The organism is Bradyrhizobium sp. CCBAU 11434, from assembly GCF_028128895.1.
In the GTDB taxonomy this organism is placed as follows: Bacteria; Pseudomonadota; Alphaproteobacteria; order Rhizobiales; family Xanthobacteraceae; genus Bradyrhizobium; species Bradyrhizobium zhengyangense.
This window is the reverse complement of record NZ_LBJX01000103.1, coordinates 100,093-121,027: the sequence shown is the minus strand read 5'-3', so window position 1 is coordinate 121,027 and position 20,935 is coordinate 100,093. Positions and strand designations below refer to the sequence as shown.

Below are 20,935 nucleotides of genomic sequence, written 5' to 3'. Positions count from 1 at the left end.
GTGTTCGCGGCCGGGCGAGAAGGGCGCGGACGCGCGGTGATCTGGAAAAAGCGCGCGCCGTCGACTACATCTGCACCCATGGCAAACGCTCCGCTGGCAAACCACCCGCTCCAGGATTTCGTCGATCGGCACGACAAACTGTTCGTGCTGACCGGCGCCGGCTGCAGCACCAATTCGGGCATCCCTGATTATCGCGACAGCCATGGCAACTGGAAGCGGACCCAGCCGGTCAATTTCCAGGCCTTCATGTTGGAAGAGCGGACGCGCCAGCGTTACTGGGCGCGCAGCCTGATTGGCTGGCGGCGGTTCGGGCAGGCGAGGCCGAACGATGCGCATCATGCGCTGGCGCGGCTCGAGGCGAGCGGACGCTGCGAGATGCTGCTGACCCAGAATGTCGACAGACTGCATCAATCGGCGGGCCACCGGCAGGTGATCGATTTGCACGGGCGGCTCGATCTGGTCCGCTGCATGGGCTGCGGGGCCAAGACGCCGCGTAATCAATTCCAGGATGCGCTTGGCCGCGCTAACGCGGAATGGCTGACGCTCGATGCTGCTGATGCGCCCGACGGCGACGCCGACCTGGAGCACGCGGATTTTTCGTCATTCAAGGTGCCGGCTTGTGAGGCCTGCGGCGGCCTCCTCAAGCCCGACGTCGTGTTCTTCGGCGAGAACGTCCCCCGCGACGTGGTCGCGACGGCGCAGGATCATCTGGCGCAGGCCGACGCCATGCTGATCGTGGGCTCGTCACTGATGGTCTATTCCGGTTTCCGCTTCGTGAAGGCTGCCGCAGAGCGGCAGATCCCGATCGCCGCCGTCAATCTCGGCCGCACCCGCGCCGATGATCTGCTGACGCTGAAGGTCGAGGAGCGCTGTGAAGCGGCGCTGGCTTTCCTGCTCTGATCCGGGAGCTCCGCGAGCACTCTCCTCTCGCATAGGTGCCACGCAAACCGGCCCTACCGGCTTCACCCATTGGGCCGTCGCTGGTATGGAAATTGCTGCGGTTTCGATCCCGATTTGACGATCAGCACGGAGAGATTTGGAATGTTTGAGGGAGCCGAAGTGCGGCTTGCCGTGGATATTGGCGGCACGTTCACCGACATCGTGCTTGATGTGGGCGAGGTGCGCAAAACCCGCAAAGTGCTGACGACGCCGCAACGGCCCGAACAGGCCGTGCTCGACGGGATGCGTCTGATTCTGATCGACGCACGAGCGCATATCAGCGACATCGACGTCTTCATCCACGGCACGACGCTGGCCACCAACGCCATCATCGAGCGGCGTGGCGCCAAGACGGCCCTGATCGCGACCGAAGGCTTTCGCGACGTGCTCGATATCGGCACCGAGAGCCGGTACGACCAGTATGACCTCACCATCGACAAGCCGAAGCCGCTGGCGCCGCGCAGCCTTCGCTTTACCGTGCCCGAGCGCATCGACGCCCATGGCGCCGTCCGTCTCCCGCTGGACGAGGCGGCAGTGCGCGCACTCGCGCCGAAATTGCGCGAATTGAAGGTCGAGAGCGTTGCCGTCGCCTTCCTGCACTCCTATGCCAACCCCGACCATGAGCGCCGCGCAGCTGCGATCCTAGCTGAGGAGATGCCGGGCATTTCGGTGACGGTGTCGTCGGCGGTGTGCCCGGAGATCCGCGAATATGAGCGAACGTCAACCGCTGTTGCGAACGCCTATGTGCAGCCGCTGATCGACGGCTATCTCGCCCGCATGGCCGATGCTTTGCAGGTCGAGCAATTCCGCGGCGCCATCTATCTCGTCACGTCAGGCGGCGGCGTCACCTCGATCGAGACGGCGCGACGCTTTCCGGTGCGGCTGGTCGAATCCGGTCCTGCCGGCGGCGCGATCTTCGCGGCGCAGATCGCAGCAAGGCTCGGCGAGAGCAAGGTGCTGTCGTTCGACATGGGTGGCACCACGGCGAAGATCTGCCTGATCGAGAAATACCAACCCGAGACTTCGCGCGTGTTCGAGGTCGACCGCGCTGCGCGCTTCCTGAAAGGCTCGGGCCTGCCGGTGCGCATTCCCGTGATCGAGATGGTCGAGATCGGCGCCGGTGGCGGTTCGATCGCGCATGTCGATGCGATGAAGCGCGTCACTGTCGGCCCGGAGAGTGCGTCTTCCGAGCCGGGTCCCGCTTGCTACGGGCGTGGTGGCCAACGCCCTGCGGTGACGGATGCGGACGTTGCGCTCGGCATGATCGATCCCGACGCCTTTGCGGGCGGCACGATCAAGCTGGACCCGGAGCTTTCGAAGCAAGCGCTGCTGCAACACGTCGGCGCGCCGCTCGGCCTGTCGGCGGAAACCGCGGCTTATGCCGTGCACGAGGTGGTCTGCGAGAACATGGCCAGCGCGGCGCGTGTGCATGCGGTCGAGCGCGGCGAGATCGTCGGCCAGCACACGCTGATTGCCTTCGGCGGCGCTGCCCCGCTACATGCCGCGCGCGTTGCCGAGAAGATCGGTGTCTCCCGCGTGATCGTGCCGTCGAATGCCGGTGTCGGTTCTGCCGTTGGATTCCTCGCGGCGCCCATCGCCTATGAACTGGTGCGCAGCCGTCACGTTCGGCTCGATGATTTCGACACCAAGGCCGTCTCCGATCTCTTGCAGGAGATGGTGACCGAAGCGCGCGCATTGGTCGAGCCCGGTGCGGCCGGTGCGCCGGTGCGCGAGCGCCGCTCCGCCTTCATGCGCTACGTCGGCCAGGGCCACGAGATCACCGTTGAGCTGCCGAACCGGCCGCTGACGACGGCTGATCTCGCGGGACTCCGCCAGAAGTTCGAGGCGGATTATTCCGCGATGTTCGAACGCCCGATCCCGGGCGCGGCGATCGAGGTGTTGAGCTGGTCGGTGCTTGCGACGACGGAGGCGCGCAATCCGCCTACGGTTGCCGCCGTCGCGCGCAAGCCCGCGGGCAAAGCGTCGGGTAGCCGAAAGTTCTTCGACGGCCGCGCGGGCGAGGTGATCGAGATCCCGCTCTATCGCCGCGAGGACATGGCGCCGGGCGCGACCATTGCCGGCCCCGCCGTGATCGCGGAAGACGAGACCTCGACCTTCGTCTCCACCAGTTTTGACGCCCATATCGACGGTGCCGGCAGCATCGTCATGGAACGGAAGGCGGCCTGATTATGAGCAAGGCAAACGGCGCGAGCCTGATCGACCTCCAGATCATGTGGCACCGGCTGATCGCCGTGGTCGAAGAGCAGGCGCAGGTGCTGCTGCGCACCGCCTTCAGCCCGATCGTGCGCGAATGCGGCGACCTCTCGGCCGGCGTGTTCGACCTGAAGGGGCGGATGCTGGCGCAGGCTGTGACCGGCACGCCCGGTCACGTCAACTCGATGGCGGAATCGGTCAAGCACTTCATCGCGCATTTCCCGCTGAAGACAATGAAGCAGGGCGACGCCTATATCACCAACGATCCCTGGATGGGCACCGGCCATCTCAACGACTTCGTCGTCACCACGCCCTGCTTCAAGGACGGCAAAATCGTCGCGCTGTTCTCCTGCACCAGCCATCTCATGGACATCGGCGGCATCGGCTTCGGTCCTGACGCCACCGACGTGTTCATGGAGGGGCTCTACATCCCCATGCTGAAGCTGATCGACCAGGGCGTCGTCAACGAGACGCTGATGGCGATGATCCGCACCAACACGCGGTTGCCTGTTGATACCGAAGGCGACACCTATTCGCTCGCCGGCTGCAACGATGTCGGCTGTGAACGCCTGGTCGAGATGATGACAGAGTTCGGTATCGACGCACTCGACGAGCTCGGCGACTACATCTGCGACCGCTCGCGTGAGGCCGTGCTCGCAGAGATCGCCAAGCTGCCGAAGGGCAGCTGGCGCAACACCATGGTCGTCGACGGCTACGACGCGCCCGTCACGCTGGCGGCGACGCTGACGATCTCGGATGCGGGCATTCACGTCGATTTCGACGACACGTCGGCGGCGTCAAAATTCGGCATCAACGTGCCCTTGTCCTACACCACGGCCTATACCGTGTTCGGTCTTGGCTGCGTCGTCGCCTCGCAGATTCCGAACAATGCCGGCTCGCTCTCGCCGTTGACGGTGTCGGCGCCCGCGGGGGCAATTCTCAACGCGCCGAAACCGGCGCCGGTCGCCTCGCGCCACATCATCGGCCAGATGCTGCCCGATGTCGTGTTCGGCTGCCTGCGCCAGATCATTCCCGAGCGCGTGCCCGCCGAAGGCACCTCGTGCCTTTGGAATCTGAACGTGCGCGGCCAGACCCGTTCCGGCGTCGGCGGCAATTACGGGTTCTCGATGGCGGTGACGTCGAACGGCGGCACGGGCGCGCGCTTTGCGAAGGACGGGCTGTCGGCGACTGCCTATCCCAGCGGCGTGCGCGGCACGCCGGTCGAGATCGCGGAGACGCAGACCCCGCTGATCTTCTGGCGCAAGGAGCTGCGTCCTGACTCCGGCGGGGCAGGGCGCACCCGCGGCGGCCTCGGCCAGATCATTGAAGTCGGCAGTGGCGTCGACGCGCCCTTCGACATTCTCGCAGCATTCGACCGCATCGATCATCCGCCGCGCGGCCGCGATGGCGGCAAGAACGGCGAGGCCGGCTATGTCGGCCTGAAGTCCGGCAAGAAGCTGCGTGGCAAGGGCTTTCAGCAGGTGCCGCCGGACGACCGGTTGGTGGTGCACACGCCCGGCGGCGCCGGCATCGGCGCGCCCGCAATGCGCGATCGCGCAGCGGTCAAGGATGATGTCGAGAGCGGTCTCGTGTCGTCAGCCAATGCGGCCGCAGTGTACGGCTTCGCGGAATGAGTCACTGAAGCAATTCGTCCCGGCCTCACCGGCCGGGACGATGTCTTGATGAGCTGAAATTACGCCGCCGCCTTCCTCCGCACCTGCTCGGCCTTGTACAGCTCGAACTCCTCCGCGATCGCCTTTGCGAACGATGGACGCTGGCGCAGGCGCTCGTAATACGCCTTCAGGTTCGGCCATTTCGAAAGCTCGATCGGCGGCGTCGCCATGGTCCAGTTGATGACCGTGACGAGATAGGCGTCCGCCACGCTGAAATGGTCGAGCAAGTAGTCCCGACCCTTCAGGTAGTTGTCGACATAGTCGAGCCGCGACAGGTTCTTCTCCAGCGCGTAGGCCTTGGTCTCCTGCGGCGCCTTGCGGTCGAGCACGGGGATGAACAGGCCCTTGTGCAGCTCGGTGCCGATGAAGCAGAGCCATTGATGCAGCCGCGTGCGCTCGATGCCTTGCGTGGCGCCGAGCCCGGATTGCGGAAAACGGTCCGCGACATGTTGCAGGATCGCTGCGTTCTCCGTCAGTACCACGCCTTCGTCGGTGCGCAGCGTCGGCACCAGACCGATCGGGTTCACAGCGCGGAAGTCGGAGCCGTCATTCAGCACAGTCTTGGTGGGGGAATCGACTTCGAGAAAGTTCGCGTCAGCGCCGGCTTCATAGAGTGCAACGCGCGTCGCCATCGAGCAGGCGAGCGGCGAGAAATAAAGATCCATCATGGGCCTCCTTGGGCAAGTCCTCTTGTGAGTGTCGCTCAACCTGGCCAGATTGATTTTTGTACCATCTTGCATAGTATGGGGCAGGTCAAGGATTAATTTGCGAAATGGTACAAAAATCGAAACCGCCAGCTGCTGCCAACAAGCCCGAACGCCGCGACGAGCCGAAACGACGCGGCCGGCCGCGTGCCTATGAGCCTGAAATCGCCCTCGGCAGGGCGCTCGATCTGTTTCGCAAGCAGGGCTTTGCCGCGACTTCGCTCGACGATCTCAGCGAAGCCACCGGCATGAACCGGCCGAGCCTTTACGGCGCCTTCGGCGACAAGCGCGAGCTCTACATCAAGAGCTACCAGCGTTACCGCGAGGACGCCCGTGCATCGATGGTCGAGATCTTTCGCGAGGAGATGCCGGTGCGCGAGCGGCTGACGCGCATCTACGCCGCCGCGCTAGATATCTATCTCTCCGGAGAGACCGGCCCGCGCGGCTGCTTCACGGTGGTGACGGCAGCTTCCGAAGCGGTCAGCGATCCCGAGATCCGCGCCATGGTGGTCGAGGGACTCACCGAGCTCGACAAGGCTTTTGCGAATTGCTTCCGCCGCGCCAAGGAGAAGGGCGAACTGCCCGCGAACGCCGATCCCGCCGCACTGGCGCAACTCGCCTCCGCCACCGTCCACACCATCGCCATCCGCTCCCGCGCGCGCGTACCGCGCAAGGAATTGGAAGCGATCGTCAAGGGCGCGATCGACGTGATGGTGGGGTCTAAGGGGTAGGCTGACTACGCTGCGCGAATCTGCGCGAGGAAGCGATCTACCTCATCGCGCAAGCGTTGCGACTGTTTCGACAGCTCGATCGCCGAGACCAGCACCTCTTCCGCGGCCGTGCCGGTCGCGGCGATGCCGTCGGTAACGCCGGCGATGTTCTGCGAGACCTCGCCGGTACGGGCGGCAGCCTGCTGAACGTTTTGCGCGATCTCCTGCGTCGCGGTGCCCTGCTGGCCGACGGCTGCTGCGATCGCGGCGGAGATTTCATCGACCTGCTGAATCGTGGCGCAGATCGACTGGATGCCTTCGACCGCCCCTGATGTCTCGCCCTGGACGGCTGTCACCTGCGCGCCGATCTCTTCCGTCGCCTTCGCGGTCTGGGTCGCGAGCGCCTTGACCTCGGAGGCGACCACCGCAAAGCCGCGGCCGGCTTCGCCCGCGCGCGCCGCCTCGATCGTCGCATTCAGCGCCAAGAGATTGGTCTGCCCGGCGATGCCGTTGATGAAGGAGACGACATCACCGATTTTCTGCGCGGCATCTGCGAGGCTCTGGACGCGCGCATTCGACGCCTGTCCGTCGCTCGCGGCCTTGCCCACCACCTCGGTCGCATGCGCAAGCCGCCGGCTGATCTCGGTCATCGACGAGGACAATTCTTCCGCGGCGGCCGCAACCGTCTGCACGTTCTCCGAGGCGAGCGCCGAAGCCGACGACACCGCGCGGGTCTGATTGCGCGACTGGTCGACGATGGCAGACATCGAGCGCGCGGTGTGTTCCATCTCGACGGCGGCCGACGAGACTGTGGTGACGACGTCGCGGATGCTGGCCTCGAAATTGTCGGCGAGCGCGGCGAAGGCGCGCCGTTTCTCCGCCTCGGATTGTGCTTTGGCCTCGAGTTGACCAGCCTGGAGCTTGCTGAAGTTGACGGCATTGTCGCGGAACACTGCGACCGCCTTCACCATCGCGCCGACCTCATCATTCGCCTTGCTCTCGGGGATGGCGACGTCGAGATGGCCATCGGCGAGCTCGCGCATCACTGATGTGATCGATAGAATCGGGCGCGAGATCCCGCGGGCGATGAGGTAGCCGACGATGGCGGCGAGGATCAGACCGAGGGCGGCAATGCCCAGCGAAAGCCACCAGGCGCGGTCGGCGGAAGCCACATAATCGGCGTTGTCCATCACCAGCTCGACGGCGCCGAGCGGTTTTCCGGAGAAGTCCTTGATCGGCCCGAGCAGCGCAGCGACCGGCCTGGTGTCGAGCTTCGACTGCCGTACCGTAAAATCGCCACCGGCGGCGCGGCCGTAATCGGCGGCATCGAAGAAGCTCTGCCCCTTCAGCGTGCCGGCAAACAGCTTGAAGCCCGCGCCGTCGGCGAGATGGAAGGCGATGTCGACATGGCGGTTGGCCTTGAAATCGTCGAGGAAGGACTGGCCGAAGGTCAGGCCGAATTCCACTGAGCCGAGATGCTTGCCCGCTTGCGCGATCGGCACCACGCCGCGGATGCCGAGCCCGGCGACCCCGCCTTCGAGTCCGACGATGACCTTGCGCTCCTGATTGGCGTCGACGACGGTCTTGCGGAAGCTCGAGAGGTCGTCGCCGAACTTCGCCGGCTGGTGCACCCGCAGGAAGGAGGTCGCGGGCGGCGTATGGAACTGGAACTGCTCGACGCCGTACTCCGACTTGGTCGCCGCGAACACCGGCCCGAACAGACGCATCAGGGCGTCGCGATCCTGCTTGGCCATCGCTTCCTGCGTCGCCGGCATCGCGGCCACGACCGTGCTCATGGCGGCGGCGCGGTGGGACTCCTCGGCGATGCGCGACAGCAGCGCATCATAATGGCTGCGCAATTCGCGCTGGTCGGCGCGGTCGATGATGCCCGCGATGATCCACATGGCGCCGAGCACGGCAATCAGCGCAGTCGCCGCCGCCGTCAGCGCCAGCGCCACCGTGATCCGCATCCTGAGGCCGAGGCTCGCTCGCATGTCCGACTCGTTTGTTGCACGTTGATTAACAACGCTTATCAACTTCTCGCTAAAAGAGGGTGAACGGGATACCGGCGGCGCGGGGGGAAGGGGGGACCGGCGAGAGAAGGAAGGCGGAGAAAACTCCGACGTCGTCCTGGCGAAAGCCAGGACCCATAGCCACCGAATGTGGTTTGGCGAAGACTCGGAGCGACTAGTGGCGTGTCGCAACGACCCCTTGGGGGGTCCTGCCTTTCGCCAGGACGACGCTGTGGGCGGAGCTAGCGGGTCCTCAATACCCTCTCCTCCGATCCACCACATTCTCCAGCGCCTCACCGGCCTCAAACCTTTCGATCTGCTCGGCGACATAGGCCGAGATCGCGTCTGCGTCAGTGTCGGCGGCGTTGTGCGGGGTCAGCACCACCTTGGGATGGGTCCAGAACCGGCTGTCCGCGGGCTGCGGTTCCCGCACGAAAACGTCGAGCGAGGCGGCGCCCAGCGTGCCGTCGTCGAGGCAGGACAGGATGTCGGCCTCGTTCTGAAGACCGCCTCGGCCGGCATTGATCAGCACGGGCGCACCGAGCGGGCTTGTGCGGTTGAGCTTGGTGAAGGCCTCGCGGTTGAGAATGCCGTGCGTGTCCGGCGTCAGCGGCAGCAGCGACACCAGGATGTCGGTCTTGCGCAGGAACGCGACCATCCCGGCGGTGCCGTGGAAGCACTCGACGCCCGCGATGCTGCGCGGGCTGCGGCTCCAGCCGGCGACGCGGAAGCCGAGCCGCCGCAGCACGTCGGCTGCATCGGCGCCGAGCGTGCCCAGGCCCATGACGCCGACCGTCACCGCGCTCGCCGGCCACTGATATTTCGGCTCCCAGTGTTTGTCGCGCTGACACTGGCGCAGGTACAGTTCCTGGCGATGGTGCATCAACACGTGCAACACGACATATTCGGTCATGCGGTTGGTGAGGTCAGGCACCGCGACGCGCACCAGCGGCACGTCGGGCAGGCTGTTGTCGGCCATCAACGCATCGACGCCGGCGCCGAGATTGAAGATCGCCCGCAGATTGGGAAAGGAGCCGAGGTCGCCCGGCACCGGCTTCCACACCGCGGCGTAATGCACCTCGGCGGGATCGAGGGAGGCATCCGGTAGCAGCACCACGCGGCGGCCGTCGCAGACCGCATCGAACCGGGCCTTCCAGCGCTCCGGCAGCCAATTCTGCTGCGTGCTGTTGATCAGGACGGCCAGTGTGCCCTTGGTCATTCGAAGTGCCTCATAAGGTTCCGCTTCTGCAGGTCCTCCTTGGCACGATCCGACGGATTTTTCTCGCAATTTTTTTCCGCAGCCCTGTCGGGGCGAGGCATAGTGGATCGTCTTCAAATCAAGCGTTCCCGGAAGGTACTGCCCATGCTTTATGCGATCCTTTGCTATCATGACGAAGACTTCGTCGGCTCCTGGAGCAAGGACCAGGACGAAGCCGTGATGAAAAAGCTCGCCGTGGTGCAGGACAAGCTCACGAGCCAAGGCCGGCTCGGCCCGGTGGCGCGGCTGCTGCCGACCACCGCTGCGGCGACCTTGCGCAAGGAAGACCCGCCGCTGGTGCTCGACGGCCCCTATGCCGAGACCAAGGAGCAGCTGCTCGGGTTCTATATCGTCGACTGCAAGAATCTCGACGATGCGCTCGACGTCGCGCGCGACCTCGGCGCTGCCAATCCCGGCGGCGCCTATGAGGTGCGTCCCGTCGGCGTGTTCAGGCCGGGAGGAATTTCGGCGTGAGCGAGGCCGACACTGGCTGGATCGAGACCGCGCTGACCTCGGCGCGACCTCAGGCGGTCGGCGCGCTGCTGCGCTATTTCCGCGATCTCGATACGGCCGAAGAAGCCTTCCAGAACGCGTCCTTGCGCGCGCTCAAGAACTGGCGGGAGAATGGGCCGCCGCGCGATCCCGCGGCCTGGCTGATCATGGTCGGCCGCAACGTCACCATCGACGAGGTTCGCCGCACACGCAAGCAGCAGCCGCTGCCGGAGGACGACCAGGCGATCTCCGATCTCGACGATGCCGAAGGCGCGCTCGCCGAGCGTCTCGACGGCTCGCATTATCGCGACGACATCTTGCGGCTGATGTTCATCTGCTGCCATCCGCAACTGCCGGCGACGCAGCAGATCGCGCTGGCGCTGCGTATCGTCTCCGGTCTCACCGTGAGGCAGATCGCGCGCGCCTTTCTGGTTTCGGAAGCCGCGATGGAGCAGCGCATCACCCGGGCCAAGGCCAAGGTCGCGGAAGCCGGGACGCCGTTCGAGACGCCCGGCGCCGTCGAGCGCTCGGAGCGGCTCGCTGGCGTCGCCGCGATGATCTATTTGATCTTCAACGAGGGCTATTCGGCGAGTGGCGATACCGCAGAGATCCGCAAGCCGCTGTGCGAGGAGGCGATCCGCCTGGGGCGACTGTTGTTGCGCCTGTTCCCGAGCGAACCGGAGATCATGGGGCTGACGGCGCTGATCCTGTTGCAGCATGCCCGCAGTGCCGCGCGCTTTGCCGAAGACGGATCGCTGATCCTGCTGGAGGACCAGAACCGCGCCCTGTGGAACGGCACCATGATCGCGGAAGGCCTCGCCTTGATCGACAAGGCAATGCGGCACCGCCGCAGCGGGCCCTACCAGATCCAGGCTGCGATCGCCGCGCTGCATGCGCGCGCGGCGACGCCTGACGAGACCGACTGGGCCCAGATCGACCTGCTCTATGGTGCGCTCGAAGTCGTGCAGCCTTCGCCGGTGGTGACGCTCAACCGGGCGGTCGCGGTGGCCAAGGTGCGCGGGCCCCAGGCCGCGCTCGATCTGATCGAGCCGCTGGCGCCGAAGCTTGCCAATTACTTCCATTTTTACGGCGTGCGCGGCGCCTTTTTGATGCAGCTCGGCCGCAGCGACGAAGCGCGCGTTGCCTTCGACCGCGCCATCGCGCTCGCCAACACCTCCGCTGAAGCCGCCCACATCCGCATGCACATCGATCGCCTGATCCGGGATAGCCAGCCGAAGGACAGCGGCGCCAAGCAGGGCGTGAAGGCGAAATGACGGCGTAGCCGTTGTTCCGGGGCGGTCCGCAGGACCGAGCCCGGAATCTCGAGATTTCGGGTTCACCCTTCCGGTGCCTCGGAATGACGGGCAAGAAAATCTCTTCCAGATTGTCGGTCCGCGCGGCTCTCCTTCGTCTTAATCCCGTATCAAGGGAGCCATTCATGCTGAAAGCTGTTGCCATCATCGCCATCGTGGTCGCCGTCGGGATCGCGGGCATCGTCGTCTTCGCCCTCACAAAGCCCGACACGTTCCGTGTTGAACGTTCGCTCGCGTTGAAGGCGCCGGCCGATGCGATCTATCCGATGGTCGCCGATTTCCACTTCTGGACCAGTTGGTCCCCCTATGAAAACCGGGACCCCGCGATGAAGCGCACCTACGGTGGAACCGAGTCAGGGAAGGGCGCGACCTATGCCTGGGACGGCAACAACAATGTCGGCGCCGGCCACATGGAGATCCTCGAGGCGAACACGCCGTCGAAGCTCCGCATCAAGCTCGATTTCGAGCGTCCCTTTGAGGGGCACAATACCGCCGAGTTCACTTTTGTGCCGCAAGGCGATGCTACGCTGGTCACATGGGCGATGTACGGTCCAGCGCCCTTCATGTCCAAGATGATGCAGGTCTTCGTCAACATGGACACCATGATCGGCAAGGACTTTGAGGTCGGCCTCGCCAGCCTGAAGAAGCTCACCGAGAAATAACGCCAACTGCCGCCCAAGGACTGGCAGGAAACGGTCAGCGAAACGAAGAGGAGAGAAGCGATGCTCAGTACCTATCTGTTCTATCAGGACACCTGCGAAGCGGCGTTCAACTATTACGCCAAGGTTCTCGGCGGCAAGATCGACGCCTTGATGCGCCTCTCGGACGCGCCGCCATCGGACATGCCTCCTGGACCGCCCGGCCGGGAGAAGACGATCATGCATGCGCGGATGACGTTGCCCGGCGGTGGCGTGCTGATGGCCTCCGACACGCCGGCTGAGCATTTTCACAAGCCGCAGGGCTTTTCGATTTCGATCACGGTCATGGACCCGGCTGAGGGCGAGCGCAAATTTAACGCGCTCGCCGACGGCGGCACCGTCACGATGCCCTTCAGCAAGACTTTCTGGGCCAAGGGCTTCGGCATGTGCGTCGACAAGTTCGGCATCCCCTGGATGGTGAATTGCCCGGCCGAGGGAATGTGAGCGTGTCGTTCCGCTGATACACCGCGCTGCGCCTTCCTCTCTCCTTTGCCGTGAGAGAGGAGGGTGCATGTCAGCGGATCGATCCGGTCGTCTCTTCGTTCGGCGGCTGTGTCACGCAGCTGGGGCAGATCACGAGCTTCGAGCCGAGCTGCCTGTCGTTCTCGGCCTCGATCTCGTCCTGTACCGCCCACCATGCGTCGGAATAAGGACGCAACATGGCCAGCACTCGTTGCCTCTCAAGATTAGGATCGGTCTCTGGCGTTGCGCGACCGGCAACGCGACGCTTTGTGACGGCAGGACGATTTGGATCCTGACCGAGCCCGTCCCACGCGATTGATCGCCGCTCCGCCGCCGGCGCGGCCGCGCATCCCACGAGCACTGCGCAAAAACTAAGCAAGACGAAGATGTGTCGTATCATGCTGGACTTTCGGTGTTCCACGCGACAGGCAAAAGCTGCGCAGGACGTTCTGCTTCGCGCCAATCAAATGGAACCCAAAGAAATGACACCGCCGGCGAGGCTGAATCTGAAATCTTGATTCGCATCACATTGCGAGAGCAGTGAGGCCGCTTCGTGAATGAAGCGGATCGCAACGCACAACAACTGGCGCAATATTAGGCTGTGCACGTCGCGCGAGAATCCGCTAATAATTCCTTCATAAAGTTTAAAAACCAGGGTGGACGTAACTCGGAAGGGAGCGACCGATGGTGGCGGCGCTACAAATCAACTTTGCACTGTGGGGAATGCTCATTTGCGCGAGCTTGGAGCTGGCGCAGACGATCGAGAGATTCTTCTAGGCATCACGTTGGTCAGTTCGCGAGCGATGCTGCGAACGACAATGACCCGTACGACGACAATCTCGCGGTAGCGATGACCCGCGCCTCATAGTCGCTGATCCTCACCGGCAGCGAGGATAGATTGCGGCGAGGTCGCGGCCCCTCAGCAAGAGCAATCGAGAGGTGAGGCCGCCGCGGCGGCTGATCCAGTCACGCACCGGGCCGGGATAGGCTTCGAGCACGGCTTCGGATGCTTCCGGTTCGGCGTAGAAGCGTCCACGCCGGTCAACCGAACGCGCGGCATGGAAACCGAGCACGGCGCGCCTGGTAACGCAAATCCGCTCGCCCGGTACGATGCTGAGCACCAGTGTGCAGGCGGACAGGCACGGACCGTCGATCACGACACGCTCGCCGCTCGCGCGCACCTTCTCGAACAGATCAAGGAACGGTCCGACCTGCCCGCCTGGGCTCTGGATGATGCGGATCTCCGCCTTGGCGGGTGCGGAGGCGAACAGTGCGGATGCGAGCATCAGGGCACTGAAGAAGGTGACGCGTCGCATGAAGCACTCCACCAACTTGGTTTCGTAGTGGGCATAGCGTAGCGTGCCCACCATTGTCACAGCAACTCCTGTGACGATGGCGGGAACGGCGCATCGCGACTTTGTCCACCCGACAAGTCTGCGCCTACCCGTTCCGTCGTTGCCCTCGCAACGTCGGCAGGCCGATGCCCGCGGCATCGAAACCGCCATCGACGGCCAAAATTTGGCCGGTGATGTAGCTCGCGCGCTCCGAGCACAGGAAGTAGATCGCCTCCGCCAGTTCCTCCTCCAGCCCATAGCGGTTGAGCGGGATGGCGTCGTGATAGTCCGCGCGGATTTCCTTGGTGTGCACTTGCTTTGCCATAGCAGTGTCGACCGGCCCGGGCGCGACCGCGTTGACGCGGATGTTGAGCGAGGCGAGCTCGACCGCGAGCTGTTTTGTCAGGTGCGCGAGCCCCGCCTTGCTGGTGCCGTAGGCCGAGCGCAAGGTCGAGGCACGGACGGCCGAGATCGAGGTGATATTGACGATGGCACCGCCGTCGGCCTCGCGCATCAGCGGCACGGCCGCCCTGGTGCAGAGGAACGGCCCGGTGAGATTGACCTCGAGCACGCGGCGCCAGTCGGCCTCCGACGTCTCCATCAGCGGCGCGAACACGGCAATGCCGGCATTGTTGACCAGGGCATCGAGCCGGCCGAAGCTCTGCTCGAGCGCCGTCATTGCGGCACCGACCGCGGTCGCGTCCGAGACATCGCAGGTGAGTGCCAGCGTCGCCTCGCTCCGGTCGATCTCGGCGACCGCGCGGCTCAGCGATTCGCCCTCGATGTCGAGCATCGCCACGCGCCAGCCCTCGGCTAGGAATTTTTTGGCTGTCGCAAGCCCGATGCCACGCGCGGCTCCGGTGACGAGGGCGACTTTTTGTGGGGCTTGCGGCATGGATTGTTGTGTCCTGTGTAGAAGAGAGGCGCGTGAGCGCGCGCTCCTTTTACTGCGCTTTAGCGCCGGTGAGGAAGGGCTATGTTGATCGAGCCGCTCCGTCATTGCGAGCGTAGCGAAGCAATCCAGAGTCTTTACTATGCAGGGATTCTGGATTGCTTCGCTACGCTCGCAATGACGCTGTAGGGACAGCGAGCGCTCAGGATGACGGGGATAGCGAAACAGCGAGCGCCTTAAGCCAGCTCCGCCGATGCCCGCTGCATGTTGGCCGACATGTCCGCGGTCACCGCACTCTGTTCCTCGACCGCGGCGGCCGTGGTGGCGATGAACTCGTTGACGCCGGCGATCGCGGCCTTGATCGCAGTGAGCGAGCTAGCGACGTCGCCTGAGATGGTGTTCAGCGCGTCGATTTCGGAGGTGATGGTGTCTGTGGCCTGCTTGGCCTGGTTGGCGAGGTTCTTCACCTCGGAGGCGACCACCGCGAAGCCCCGTCCGGCTTCGCCTGCACGTGCCGATTCAATCGTGGCGTTGAGCGCCAGCAGATTGATTTGGCTGGTGATGCCGGCGATCATCTCGACGATCCCGCTCATGGCCTGCGCGGCCGCATTCAACCTCTGCGCCTGGCCGTCGGCGGCCTCGACCCTGGAGGCCGCGACCTTGGAGTTCTCGCGCGACTTCGCCATGGTTTCGGAGATCTCGCGGATCGATGCGCTCATTTCTTCGCTGCCGGCCGCGACCGCCTCGATCAATCCACGCGCATTGTCGGCTTTCTTGCGGCCGATGACCTGCGCGGTGACGTCGGTGGCATATTTCACCACCTTGTAGGGTTTGCCGTTGAGATCGAGGATCGGGTTGTAGGATGCCTGGATCCAGATCTCGCGTCCGCCCTTGGCGATGCGTTTATATTCGGCGGCCTGGAATTCGCCGCGGCCAAGCGTTTCCCAGAACTGGCGGTAGGCCGGCGCGTTCTTCTCGCTCGGCTCGACAAACATCGAGTGGTGCTGGCCCTTGATCTCGGCCAGCGAATACCCCATCGCCTTCAGGAAATTCTGGTTTGCGGTGCGGATCGTGCCGTCCATGTTGAACTCGATCACCGCCTGCGATTTCTGGATTGCGGCGAGTTGGCCGTCATTGTCGGCGGCCTTCATCTTCTGTGCGGTGATGTCGGTCGCGAACTTGACCACCTTGAACGGCTTGCCGGTCTCGTCGAGGATCGGATTGTAGCTGGCGAGAATCCAGATCTCGCGGCCGCCCTTGGCGATCCGCTTGAATTCGGCGGCCTCGAACTCGCCGCGGTTCAGCTTGGCCCAGAACGCGCCATAGGCCGCGCTGGCGCGGTCCTCCGGCGTCACGAACATGCTGTGGTGCTTGCCCTTGATCTCGTCGAGCGAATAGCCCATCGCGCCGAGGAAATTCTCGTTGGCGGTGATGATGGTGCCGTCGACCTGGAACTCGATCACGGCCTGGGCGCGATTGATCGCCGCGATCTTGCCGGCATCTTCCATGGTCTTGATCTTGTACGCCGTGATGTCAGTGGCGAACTTGATGAAGGAGACCACCTTGCCGTTCTCGTCGAGCAGCGGCGCGTAGGAGGCATGGACCCAGACTTCCTTGCCGTTCTTGCCGAACCGCTTGTACTGCGTGGTCTGGAACTCGCCGCGATTGAGGCTGGCCCAGAAATCACGATAGCGGGCGCTCTCGCGCTCGGTCGGGCTGACGAAGATGCTATGGTGCTTGCCTTTGATCTCGGCAAGTGAATAGCCGCTCATCTTCAGCAGGTTTTCGTTGGCATCGAGGATGGTGCCGTCGAGACCGAACTCGATCACGGCCTGCGACCGATCGAGCGCCTCGACCTCTGCGACCGCGTGCCTCACCTTCTTGCTTTGAAAATTGAACACGTTTGCTCCGCAACGTTCCCAACCCGAATCGGCTGGATTGCCAGACCGTTTGTCTTGTTCCGAAAAGTTGCATGGGCTTCTTGAGCAACCGTAAACACTTGCCATGAGCCGCATCGGCTCCGCAGTTGGACGTGCTGTGGCCATGTCCTTCAGCAAGCACACGTTCCCGATTCATATGCACGGCGGAATTCATTGGCCGACACGTATTTGTACGGGACCCATTGGCATTATTTTGCGCGGCGTGTTGACGCAGCGCGGGCCTGGGGCGGGGCCCGCACGGATGCCTCCGCCATGCGCCGTGCCGGTTCCGGACCGTGACGTCCGCAATAATTTTCGCGGCCATGTCGGCCTCGGAGAAGGTCGTTCGTCTTAGAAGTGAGCGCGGGTCAGAAGGCGCGCTTTGGTGAGGAACCGCATGCGATTCATGATGCTGATGATCCCGCTCGGCTACGAGACCGCGCCGGCGGACGTGCAACTCGATCCCGAACGCGTCGCCGCGATGATGCGCTACAATGAGGCGCTGAAGGATGCCGGCGTGCTGATCACGCTGGACGGCCTGCATCCGCCGTCGATGGGCGCCCGCGTCTCGTTCGCGACCGGCCTGCCTGTCGTGACCGACGGCCCCTTCACCGAAGCCAAGGAAGTGCTGGGCGGCTACTGGATGATCGAGGTCGGCTCGCGCGAGGAGGCGATTGCGTGGGCGAAGAAGTGCCCGGCCTCCGCCAATGAAATCATCGAGATCCGCCAGGTGCAGGAGATGTCCGACTTTCCCCCTGACGTGCAGGCAGCAGCTGCCGGCTTCGAAAACCTGAAGAACTAGCCGCCGCCAAGACTTCGCGGCTTCGTCCATCCATCAACAGGGAGCAAACCAATGAGCAACGATACCTATCTCGCCGTCTTCCTCGGCAGCAAGACCAGTCCGAAAATGGCTGCGTGGAATGCGATGTCCGACGCCGAGCGCAAGGCGAAGGAGATGGAGGGCATGGCGGCCTGGAAGGGCTGGGTCGAGAAGCATCAGGGCGCGATCCAGGCGATGGGCGGTCCGCTCGGCAAGACCAAGAAGGTTGACGGCAAGGGCATTGCCGACATCGCCAACGAGATGGGCGCGTTCACGGTCGTTAGCGCCGCCTCGCACGAGGCGGCCGCAAAAATGTTCGAGAACCACCCGCATTTCGCGATCTTCCCCGGCGAGCGCGTCGAAATCATGCCGGTGCTGCCGATTCCGGGCGGCTAGGGCCCTCTGATTGTTCCGGGGTGGCTGGCGCATCGCCCCGGAATGACGGGCAGGGCCTAGTGACCTTCACGCCCAGCTCATGTAAAGATCGTTCACATGAGCTGGCGCAAGGAGCAGCGCCGCGCCGAGCGCGGCTATCACCACGGCAATCTGAAGGAAGCACTTCTGCAGGCCGCCCTCGGGCTGATCGCCGAGAAGGGGGCGGCCGGCTTCACGTTCGCCGATGCCGCGCGCATGGCCGGCGTCAGCGCCGCGGCGCCTTACCGGCATTTTCGTGACCGCGATGAGTTGCTGTCCTCGATTGCGCAGCGCGGCTTCGAGCAGTTCGAGGCGCGGCTGACCGAGGCCTGGGACGACGGGCGTCCCGACACCGTCACCGCGTTCGAGCGCGTCGGCCGGGCCTATCTCGCCTTCGCCCGCGAGGAGCCGGCCTTCTACAACGCGATGTTCGAATCCGGCCTGCCGGTCGATGCCAATGCAGCGCTACAGGCTGCAAGCGAGCGTGCTTTTAACGTCATTCGCGCCGCCGCGGAGCGTCTTGCGGCGCTCGCCTCGCCCGGCACGCCGCGGCCGCCGGCGATGATGATGGCGCTCCACATCTGGTCGATGGCGCACGGCGTCGCCTCGTTGTTCTCGCGTGGTGATGCTGCGCGACGCAAGCTGCCGATGTCGCCGGACGAACTGCTGGAGGCCGAGGTGCTGATCTATCTGCGCGGCCTCGGCTTCCCGACCGACCGCAGGCCACAGGCGAAGAGCGCCGAGCCACCGCCGGTGCCGCCGGAGGCATCCTCCGGTTCCGGGGTCCCGCCGGGCGGCCCCTGGGGCAAGCCGAAATAAAGTTGCGCAAATAATCACGCGGGCTTGTCAGGCGGTCAGCTTGACAAAATCGCGGGATGGTCTAGCTATGTAAATGTTATTTACATTCACAACGGCGCGATGCCGTGATGGAGATGGGAAATGGCCTACACCGCTGACGTCAATCGCTGGCGCGGCCCCTCGGACCAACACCAGCAGTATGAGCGGCCTCACATGCTCGATACGCCCTGGCATCCTGGTTGGATTGCCGTGACCATTCTCGGCTTCATCATTTGGTGGCCGATCGGACTCGCACTTCTCTTTTTCACACTCGGGAGCAGAAGAATGTCGTGCTGGAGCAACTCAGATCGCTGGCAGAACAAGATGGAGCGGATGCAGTACAAGATGGACCGCATGCGCGATCGCATGGAGCGCCGCGGCTTCGGCGGCTTTGGTTTCGGTCCGCCGACCTCCGGCAACCGCGCCTTCGACGAGTATCGTAGCGAAACGCTGCGCCGGCTCGAGGAAGAGCAGGTCGAGTTCAAGAACTTCCTCGACCGTCTGCGCCACGCCAAGGACAAGGAAGAGTTCGACCAGTTCATGGCCCAGCACAAGACGCGGCCGACCCCGCCGCCGACCGACCAGCCGCAGGGTTGATCTCTAACTCAAAGCCTTCAGGCGCATGCCCCCAAAGTCCTGATGGCCCCGAGCCGCCCGCCCGCGCACCCCGCAGGCGGGCGGTTTGGTTTTTGGGGAAGCTTGACCTCCGAACCAGCGCACGGTCGGCCGACACCAAAGCCTATGGACCTCACCACCCGCCTGCTGCTCGGCGTGACCGCGTTCGCGGTGCTGGCCTTTATCAGCTCCGTCTATGGCGGATGCGCAGGCGACCCCGACTGCCATTTCCGCGTCTGCGGCCATCGGTTTTGCGGCGTCGTCTACGACCATCCTGAGAACCGCCCGACGCCGTAGAACCCGATCGGTCCGTGGCGCGACCAATCGCCGACAGCGCCTGCCGCGCCGACGGGTCCGACCATGACCAACGCCGAACGCAAAGAGATCGATCAGCGCATTGCGCTGCTGGAGCGCGGCAGCGCGCTGTTCGGCCGGTTCGGTGGCTCCATTCCGCTGGTGATCGCATTTCTCAATCGATGGCCGACCACGGTCGAGCTCTATCCGCACTGGCAGGTCGGCGAGTCCTGGAAATTCTTTCTCAGTTGCCTGCTCTATTTTCTGGCCTCGCTCGCGCTCGACCGCGCCATCAGTTTTGCCAAAGCGAGCCTCGACCCATGATCCTGCTCCGTGATTTTGCGCTCTTCATCCTTCCTGCCGCGATCGCTGCGGGCGGCTGGTTCTACGCGATCGACGTGCGCAAACGGGTCCGGCCAGGCCGCGCGCCCCGGCGGAGCGCCATCCCGCCTGCATCCCTGGCACCTTGATCGGGACGGCCTATATCCGTCGTCCTGGGCAGGGCGCGGAGGCGACGATGACACAGGCTGCGATCATGACGAGCGAGAGCCTCTGGCGGACCATTCGCGGCGAGGCGCAGCGCGCGGCGGATGCCGATCCGGTGTTTGGCCAGGCCCTTGCCCGTGCCATTCTCGCCCATGATGATTTTGCAGCTGCCCTCGCCGATCTGATCGGGCATCGCCTTGGCCGCAGTGCCGCCGAGCGCACGCGCTTCACGGCCCTTTCGCGCAATGCCTTTCGCGACGAGCCGGACCTGATCGCAGCGGCCGGGCGCGATTTGCGATCTATCACACTGCGCGATCCGGCCATCACCTCGTTGTTGCCGCCGCTGCTGCATTACAAAGGCTACGTCGCATTGCAGGCCTGGCGCGTCTCGAACTGGCTCTGGCGTCACGGCCATGGCGACGCGGCGCTATTGTTTCAAAACGAGGCCTCGAACGTTCTTCAGGTCAGCATCCATCCCGCAGCGGCAATCGGATCGGCCGTCTATCTCGACCACGCCACCGGCATCGTCATCGGCGCCAATGTCGTGATCGGCGACGAGGTCACCATCCTCCAGAACGTCAGCATCGGTCGCGACAGTGAGCTGCCGGCACGCTCGCCGCGGATCGGCCGTGGCGTCTACATCGGCGGCGGCGCGACCATTCTCGGCGATATCAGGATCGGTGATTTCGCCAAGATTGGCGCCGATACGGTCGTGACATCGGACGTGCCCGCCGGCTGCACCGCGGTCGGCAATCCCGCGCGATTGACCAATTGTCCCGAGCCTCTCCCGGCGGCGTGACGGGCGGATCGGATCATCCCGCAGCTTTCAATCTCGGGAGACGAAGCTTC

At 64.3% G+C, this 20,935-nt stretch carries 22 protein-coding genes; 15 read left to right on the top strand and 7 right to left on the bottom strand.

All coding sequences use genetic code 11. From position 1 onward, the window contains the following. Nucleotides 1–78: 78 nt before the first annotated feature. The 3 genes from XI06_RS40660 (at nucleotide 79) to XI06_RS40650 (ending at nucleotide 4,787) form a co-directional block, all read left to right on the top strand. Complete coding sequence (locus tag XI06_RS40660; protein WP_237862988.1) at nucleotides 79–900, top strand: NAD-dependent protein deacetylase; 822 nt, start codon at nucleotides 79–81, stop codon at nucleotides 898–900. A 141-nt stretch (nucleotides 901–1,041) separates the two neighbouring features. After that, nucleotides 1,042–3,126 carry a hydantoinase/oxoprolinase family protein gene (locus XI06_RS40655; RefSeq protein WP_237890328.1) on the top strand — a complete coding sequence of 695 codons (2,085 nt, stop codon included), beginning with the start codon at nucleotides 1,042–1,044 and terminating at the stop codon, nucleotides 3,124–3,126. A 2-nt stretch (nucleotides 3,127–3,128) separates the two neighbouring features. Then, nucleotides 3,129–4,787 carry a hydantoinase B/oxoprolinase family protein gene (locus XI06_RS40650; protein ID WP_271607854.1) on the top strand — a complete coding sequence of 553 codons (1,659 nt, stop codon included), beginning with the start codon at nucleotides 3,129–3,131 and terminating at the stop codon, nucleotides 4,785–4,787. Nucleotides 4,788–4,846: 59 nt separating this feature from the next. Here the strand turns inward: XI06_RS40650 and XI06_RS40645 are convergent, their stop codons facing one another. Next, on the bottom strand, nucleotides 4,847–5,491 hold the full coding sequence (locus tag XI06_RS40645) for a glutathione binding-like protein (RefSeq protein ID WP_271608081.1): 645 nt from the start codon (nucleotides 5,489–5,491) through the stop codon (nucleotides 4,847–4,849). 107 nt (nucleotides 5,492–5,598) lie between these two features. Between XI06_RS40645 and XI06_RS40640 the strand changes: the two genes are divergently transcribed. Beyond that, the gene (locus XI06_RS40640; RefSeq protein ID WP_237862984.1) at nucleotides 5,599–6,261 is read left to right on the top strand and encodes a TetR/AcrR family transcriptional regulator; all 663 of its coding nucleotides are present in this window, start codon (nucleotides 5,599–5,601) and stop codon (nucleotides 6,259–6,261) included. 5 nt (nucleotides 6,262–6,266) lie between these two features. Here the strand turns inward: XI06_RS40640 and XI06_RS40635 are convergent, their stop codons facing one another. Further along, nucleotides 6,267–8,234 (bottom strand): methyl-accepting chemotaxis protein, encoded by a 1,968-nt coding sequence (locus XI06_RS40635; RefSeq protein WP_271607853.1) that lies wholly within the window; start codon nucleotides 8,232–8,234, stop codon nucleotides 6,267–6,269. 271 nt (nucleotides 8,235–8,505) lie between these two features. Further along, nucleotides 8,506–9,471: a 2-hydroxyacid dehydrogenase gene (locus XI06_RS40630; protein ID WP_271607852.1), complete on the bottom strand. Its 966-nt coding sequence runs from the start codon at nucleotides 9,469–9,471 to the stop codon at nucleotides 8,506–8,508. Nucleotides 9,472–9,615: 144 nt separating this feature from the next. Between XI06_RS40630 and XI06_RS40625 the strand changes: the two genes are divergently transcribed. From XI06_RS40625 to XI06_RS40610, 4 genes are all read left to right on the top strand, one after another. Beyond that, nucleotides 9,616–9,984 carry a YciI family protein gene (locus XI06_RS40625; RefSeq protein ID WP_057759198.1) on the top strand — a complete coding sequence of 123 codons (369 nt, stop codon included), beginning with the start codon at nucleotides 9,616–9,618 and terminating at the stop codon, nucleotides 9,982–9,984. After that, on the top strand, nucleotides 9,981–11,276 hold the full coding sequence (locus tag XI06_RS40620; RefSeq protein WP_271607851.1) for an RNA polymerase sigma factor: 1,296 nt from the start codon (nucleotides 9,981–9,983) through the stop codon (nucleotides 11,274–11,276). The genes XI06_RS40625 and XI06_RS40620 overlap by 4 nt, the downstream gene beginning before the upstream one ends. A 164-nt stretch (nucleotides 11,277–11,440) precedes the next feature. Next, a complete protein-coding gene (locus tag XI06_RS40615) occupies nucleotides 11,441–11,977 on the top strand; it encodes an SRPBCC family protein (protein ID WP_237862975.1) in 537 nt (178 codons plus the stop codon). A gap of 60 nt (nucleotides 11,978–12,037) precedes the next feature. Beyond that, nucleotides 12,038–12,457: a VOC family protein gene (locus XI06_RS40610; protein ID WP_237871514.1), complete on the top strand. Its 420-nt coding sequence runs from the start codon at nucleotides 12,038–12,040 to the stop codon at nucleotides 12,455–12,457. 70 nt (nucleotides 12,458–12,527) lie between these two features. Here the strand turns inward: XI06_RS40610 and XI06_RS44035 are convergent, their stop codons facing one another. The 4 genes from XI06_RS44035 to XI06_RS40590 form a co-directional block, all read right to left on the bottom strand. Beyond that, nucleotides 12,528–12,674: a hypothetical protein gene (locus XI06_RS44035; RefSeq protein WP_377807604.1), complete on the bottom strand. Its 147-nt coding sequence runs from the start codon at nucleotides 12,672–12,674 to the stop codon at nucleotides 12,528–12,530. A gap of 679 nt (nucleotides 12,675–13,353) precedes the next feature. Next, nucleotides 13,354–13,791 carry a hypothetical protein gene (locus tag XI06_RS40600; protein ID WP_237862972.1) on the bottom strand — a complete coding sequence of 146 codons (438 nt, stop codon included), beginning with the start codon at nucleotides 13,789–13,791 and terminating at the stop codon, nucleotides 13,354–13,356. Nucleotides 13,792–13,915: 124 nt separating this feature from the next. Then, nucleotides 13,916–14,704, bottom strand: coding sequence for an SDR family NAD(P)-dependent oxidoreductase (locus XI06_RS40595; RefSeq protein WP_271607850.1), 789 nt, complete (start codon nucleotides 14,702–14,704; stop codon nucleotides 13,916–13,918). A gap of 233 nt (nucleotides 14,705–14,937) precedes the next feature. Continuing rightward, a complete protein-coding gene (locus XI06_RS40590; protein ID WP_237871510.1) occupies nucleotides 14,938–16,602 on the bottom strand; it encodes a methyl-accepting chemotaxis protein in 1,665 nt (554 codons plus the stop codon). A 415-nt stretch (nucleotides 16,603–17,017) separates the two neighbouring features. On the opposite strand from XI06_RS40590, the gene XI06_RS40585 reads away from it, so the two are divergent. From XI06_RS40585 to XI06_RS40555, 7 genes are all read left to right on the top strand, one after another. Then, nucleotides 17,018–17,422, top strand: a complete 405-nt coding sequence (locus XI06_RS40585; RefSeq protein ID WP_237862969.1) for a YciI family protein — start codon at nucleotides 17,018–17,020, stop codon at nucleotides 17,420–17,422. 51 nt (nucleotides 17,423–17,473) lie between these two features. Beyond that, on the top strand, nucleotides 17,474–17,836 hold the full coding sequence (locus XI06_RS40580; protein WP_237862968.1) for a hypothetical protein: 363 nt from the start codon (nucleotides 17,474–17,476) through the stop codon (nucleotides 17,834–17,836). A 96-nt stretch (nucleotides 17,837–17,932) separates the two neighbouring features. Next, a complete protein-coding gene (locus tag XI06_RS40575) occupies nucleotides 17,933–18,673 on the top strand; it encodes a TetR/AcrR family transcriptional regulator (RefSeq protein WP_237871508.1) in 741 nt (246 codons plus the stop codon). A gap of 120 nt (nucleotides 18,674–18,793) precedes the next feature. After that, complete coding sequence (locus tag XI06_RS40570) at nucleotides 18,794–19,288, top strand: DUF2852 domain-containing protein (RefSeq protein ID WP_237862966.1); 495 nt, start codon at nucleotides 18,794–18,796, stop codon at nucleotides 19,286–19,288. Between the two features lie 144 nt (nucleotides 19,289–19,432). Continuing rightward, nucleotides 19,433–19,603 (top strand): hypothetical protein, encoded by a 171-nt coding sequence (locus XI06_RS40565; RefSeq protein WP_237862965.1) that lies wholly within the window; start codon nucleotides 19,433–19,435, stop codon nucleotides 19,601–19,603. Nucleotides 19,604–19,666: 63 nt separating this feature from the next. After that, nucleotides 19,667–19,924 carry a hypothetical protein gene (locus tag XI06_RS40560; protein ID WP_237862964.1) on the top strand — a complete coding sequence of 86 codons (258 nt, stop codon included), beginning with the start codon at nucleotides 19,667–19,669 and terminating at the stop codon, nucleotides 19,922–19,924. 193 nt (nucleotides 19,925–20,117) lie between these two features. Next, a complete protein-coding gene (locus XI06_RS40555) occupies nucleotides 20,118–20,885 on the top strand; it encodes a serine O-acetyltransferase (RefSeq protein ID WP_271607849.1) in 768 nt (255 codons plus the stop codon). Nucleotides 20,886–20,935: the final 50 nt, after the last annotated feature.

Excerpts from the sequence above, each read along its gene's own strand:
- XI06_RS40610 (WP_237871514.1), top strand. The coding sequence starts at position 12,038 with ATGCTCAGTACCTATCTGTTCTATCAGGACACCTGCGAAGCGGCGTTC.
- XI06_RS40615 (WP_237862975.1), top strand. The coding sequence starts at position 11,441 with ATGCTGAAAGCTGTTGCCATCATCGCCATCGTGGTCGCCGTCGGGATC.
- XI06_RS40565 (WP_237862965.1), top strand. The coding sequence starts at position 19,433 with ATGGACCTCACCACCCGCCTGCTGCTCGGCGTGACCGCGTTCGCGGTG.
- XI06_RS40630 (WP_271607852.1), bottom strand. The coding sequence starts at position 9,471 with ATGACCAAGGGCACACTGGCCGTCCTGATCAACAGCACGCAGCAGAAT.
- XI06_RS40655 (WP_237890328.1), top strand. The coding sequence starts at position 1,042 with ATGTTTGAGGGAGCCGAAGTGCGGCTTGCCGTGGATATTGGCGGCACG.
- XI06_RS40600 (WP_237862972.1), bottom strand. The coding sequence starts at position 13,791 with ATGCGACGCGTCACCTTCTTCAGTGCCCTGATGCTCGCATCCGCACTG.
- XI06_RS40570 (WP_237862966.1), top strand. The coding sequence starts at position 18,794 with ATGGCCTACACCGCTGACGTCAATCGCTGGCGCGGCCCCTCGGACCAA.
- XI06_RS40625 (WP_057759198.1), top strand. The coding sequence starts at position 9,616 with ATGCTTTATGCGATCCTTTGCTATCATGACGAAGACTTCGTCGGCTCC.
- XI06_RS40650 (WP_271607854.1), top strand. The coding sequence starts at position 3,129 with ATGAGCAAGGCAAACGGCGCGAGCCTGATCGACCTCCAGATCATGTGG.
- XI06_RS40585 (WP_237862969.1), top strand. The coding sequence starts at position 17,018 with ATGCGATTCATGATGCTGATGATCCCGCTCGGCTACGAGACCGCGCCG.
- XI06_RS40580 (WP_237862968.1), top strand. The coding sequence starts at position 17,474 with ATGAGCAACGATACCTATCTCGCCGTCTTCCTCGGCAGCAAGACCAGT.
- XI06_RS44035 (WP_377807604.1), bottom strand. The coding sequence starts at position 12,674 with ATGTTGCGTCCTTATTCCGACGCATGGTGGGCGGTACAGGACGAGATC.
- XI06_RS40660 (WP_237862988.1), top strand. The coding sequence starts at position 79 with ATGGCAAACGCTCCGCTGGCAAACCACCCGCTCCAGGATTTCGTCGAT.
- XI06_RS40640 (WP_237862984.1), top strand. The coding sequence starts at position 5,599 with ATGGTACAAAAATCGAAACCGCCAGCTGCTGCCAACAAGCCCGAACGC.
- XI06_RS40555 (WP_271607849.1), top strand. The coding sequence starts at position 20,118 with ATGACACAGGCTGCGATCATGACGAGCGAGAGCCTCTGGCGGACCATT.
- XI06_RS40635 (WP_271607853.1), bottom strand. The coding sequence starts at position 8,234 with ATGCGAGCGAGCCTCGGCCTCAGGATGCGGATCACGGTGGCGCTGGCG.
- XI06_RS40560 (WP_237862964.1), top strand. The coding sequence starts at position 19,667 with ATGACCAACGCCGAACGCAAAGAGATCGATCAGCGCATTGCGCTGCTG.
- XI06_RS40595 (WP_271607850.1), bottom strand. The coding sequence starts at position 14,704 with ATGCCGCAAGCCCCACAAAAAGTCGCCCTCGTCACCGGAGCCGCGCGT.
- XI06_RS40645 (WP_271608081.1), bottom strand. The coding sequence starts at position 5,491 with ATGGATCTTTATTTCTCGCCGCTCGCCTGCTCGATGGCGACGCGCGTT.
- XI06_RS40575 (WP_237871508.1), top strand. The coding sequence starts at position 17,933 with ATGAGCTGGCGCAAGGAGCAGCGCCGCGCCGAGCGCGGCTATCACCAC.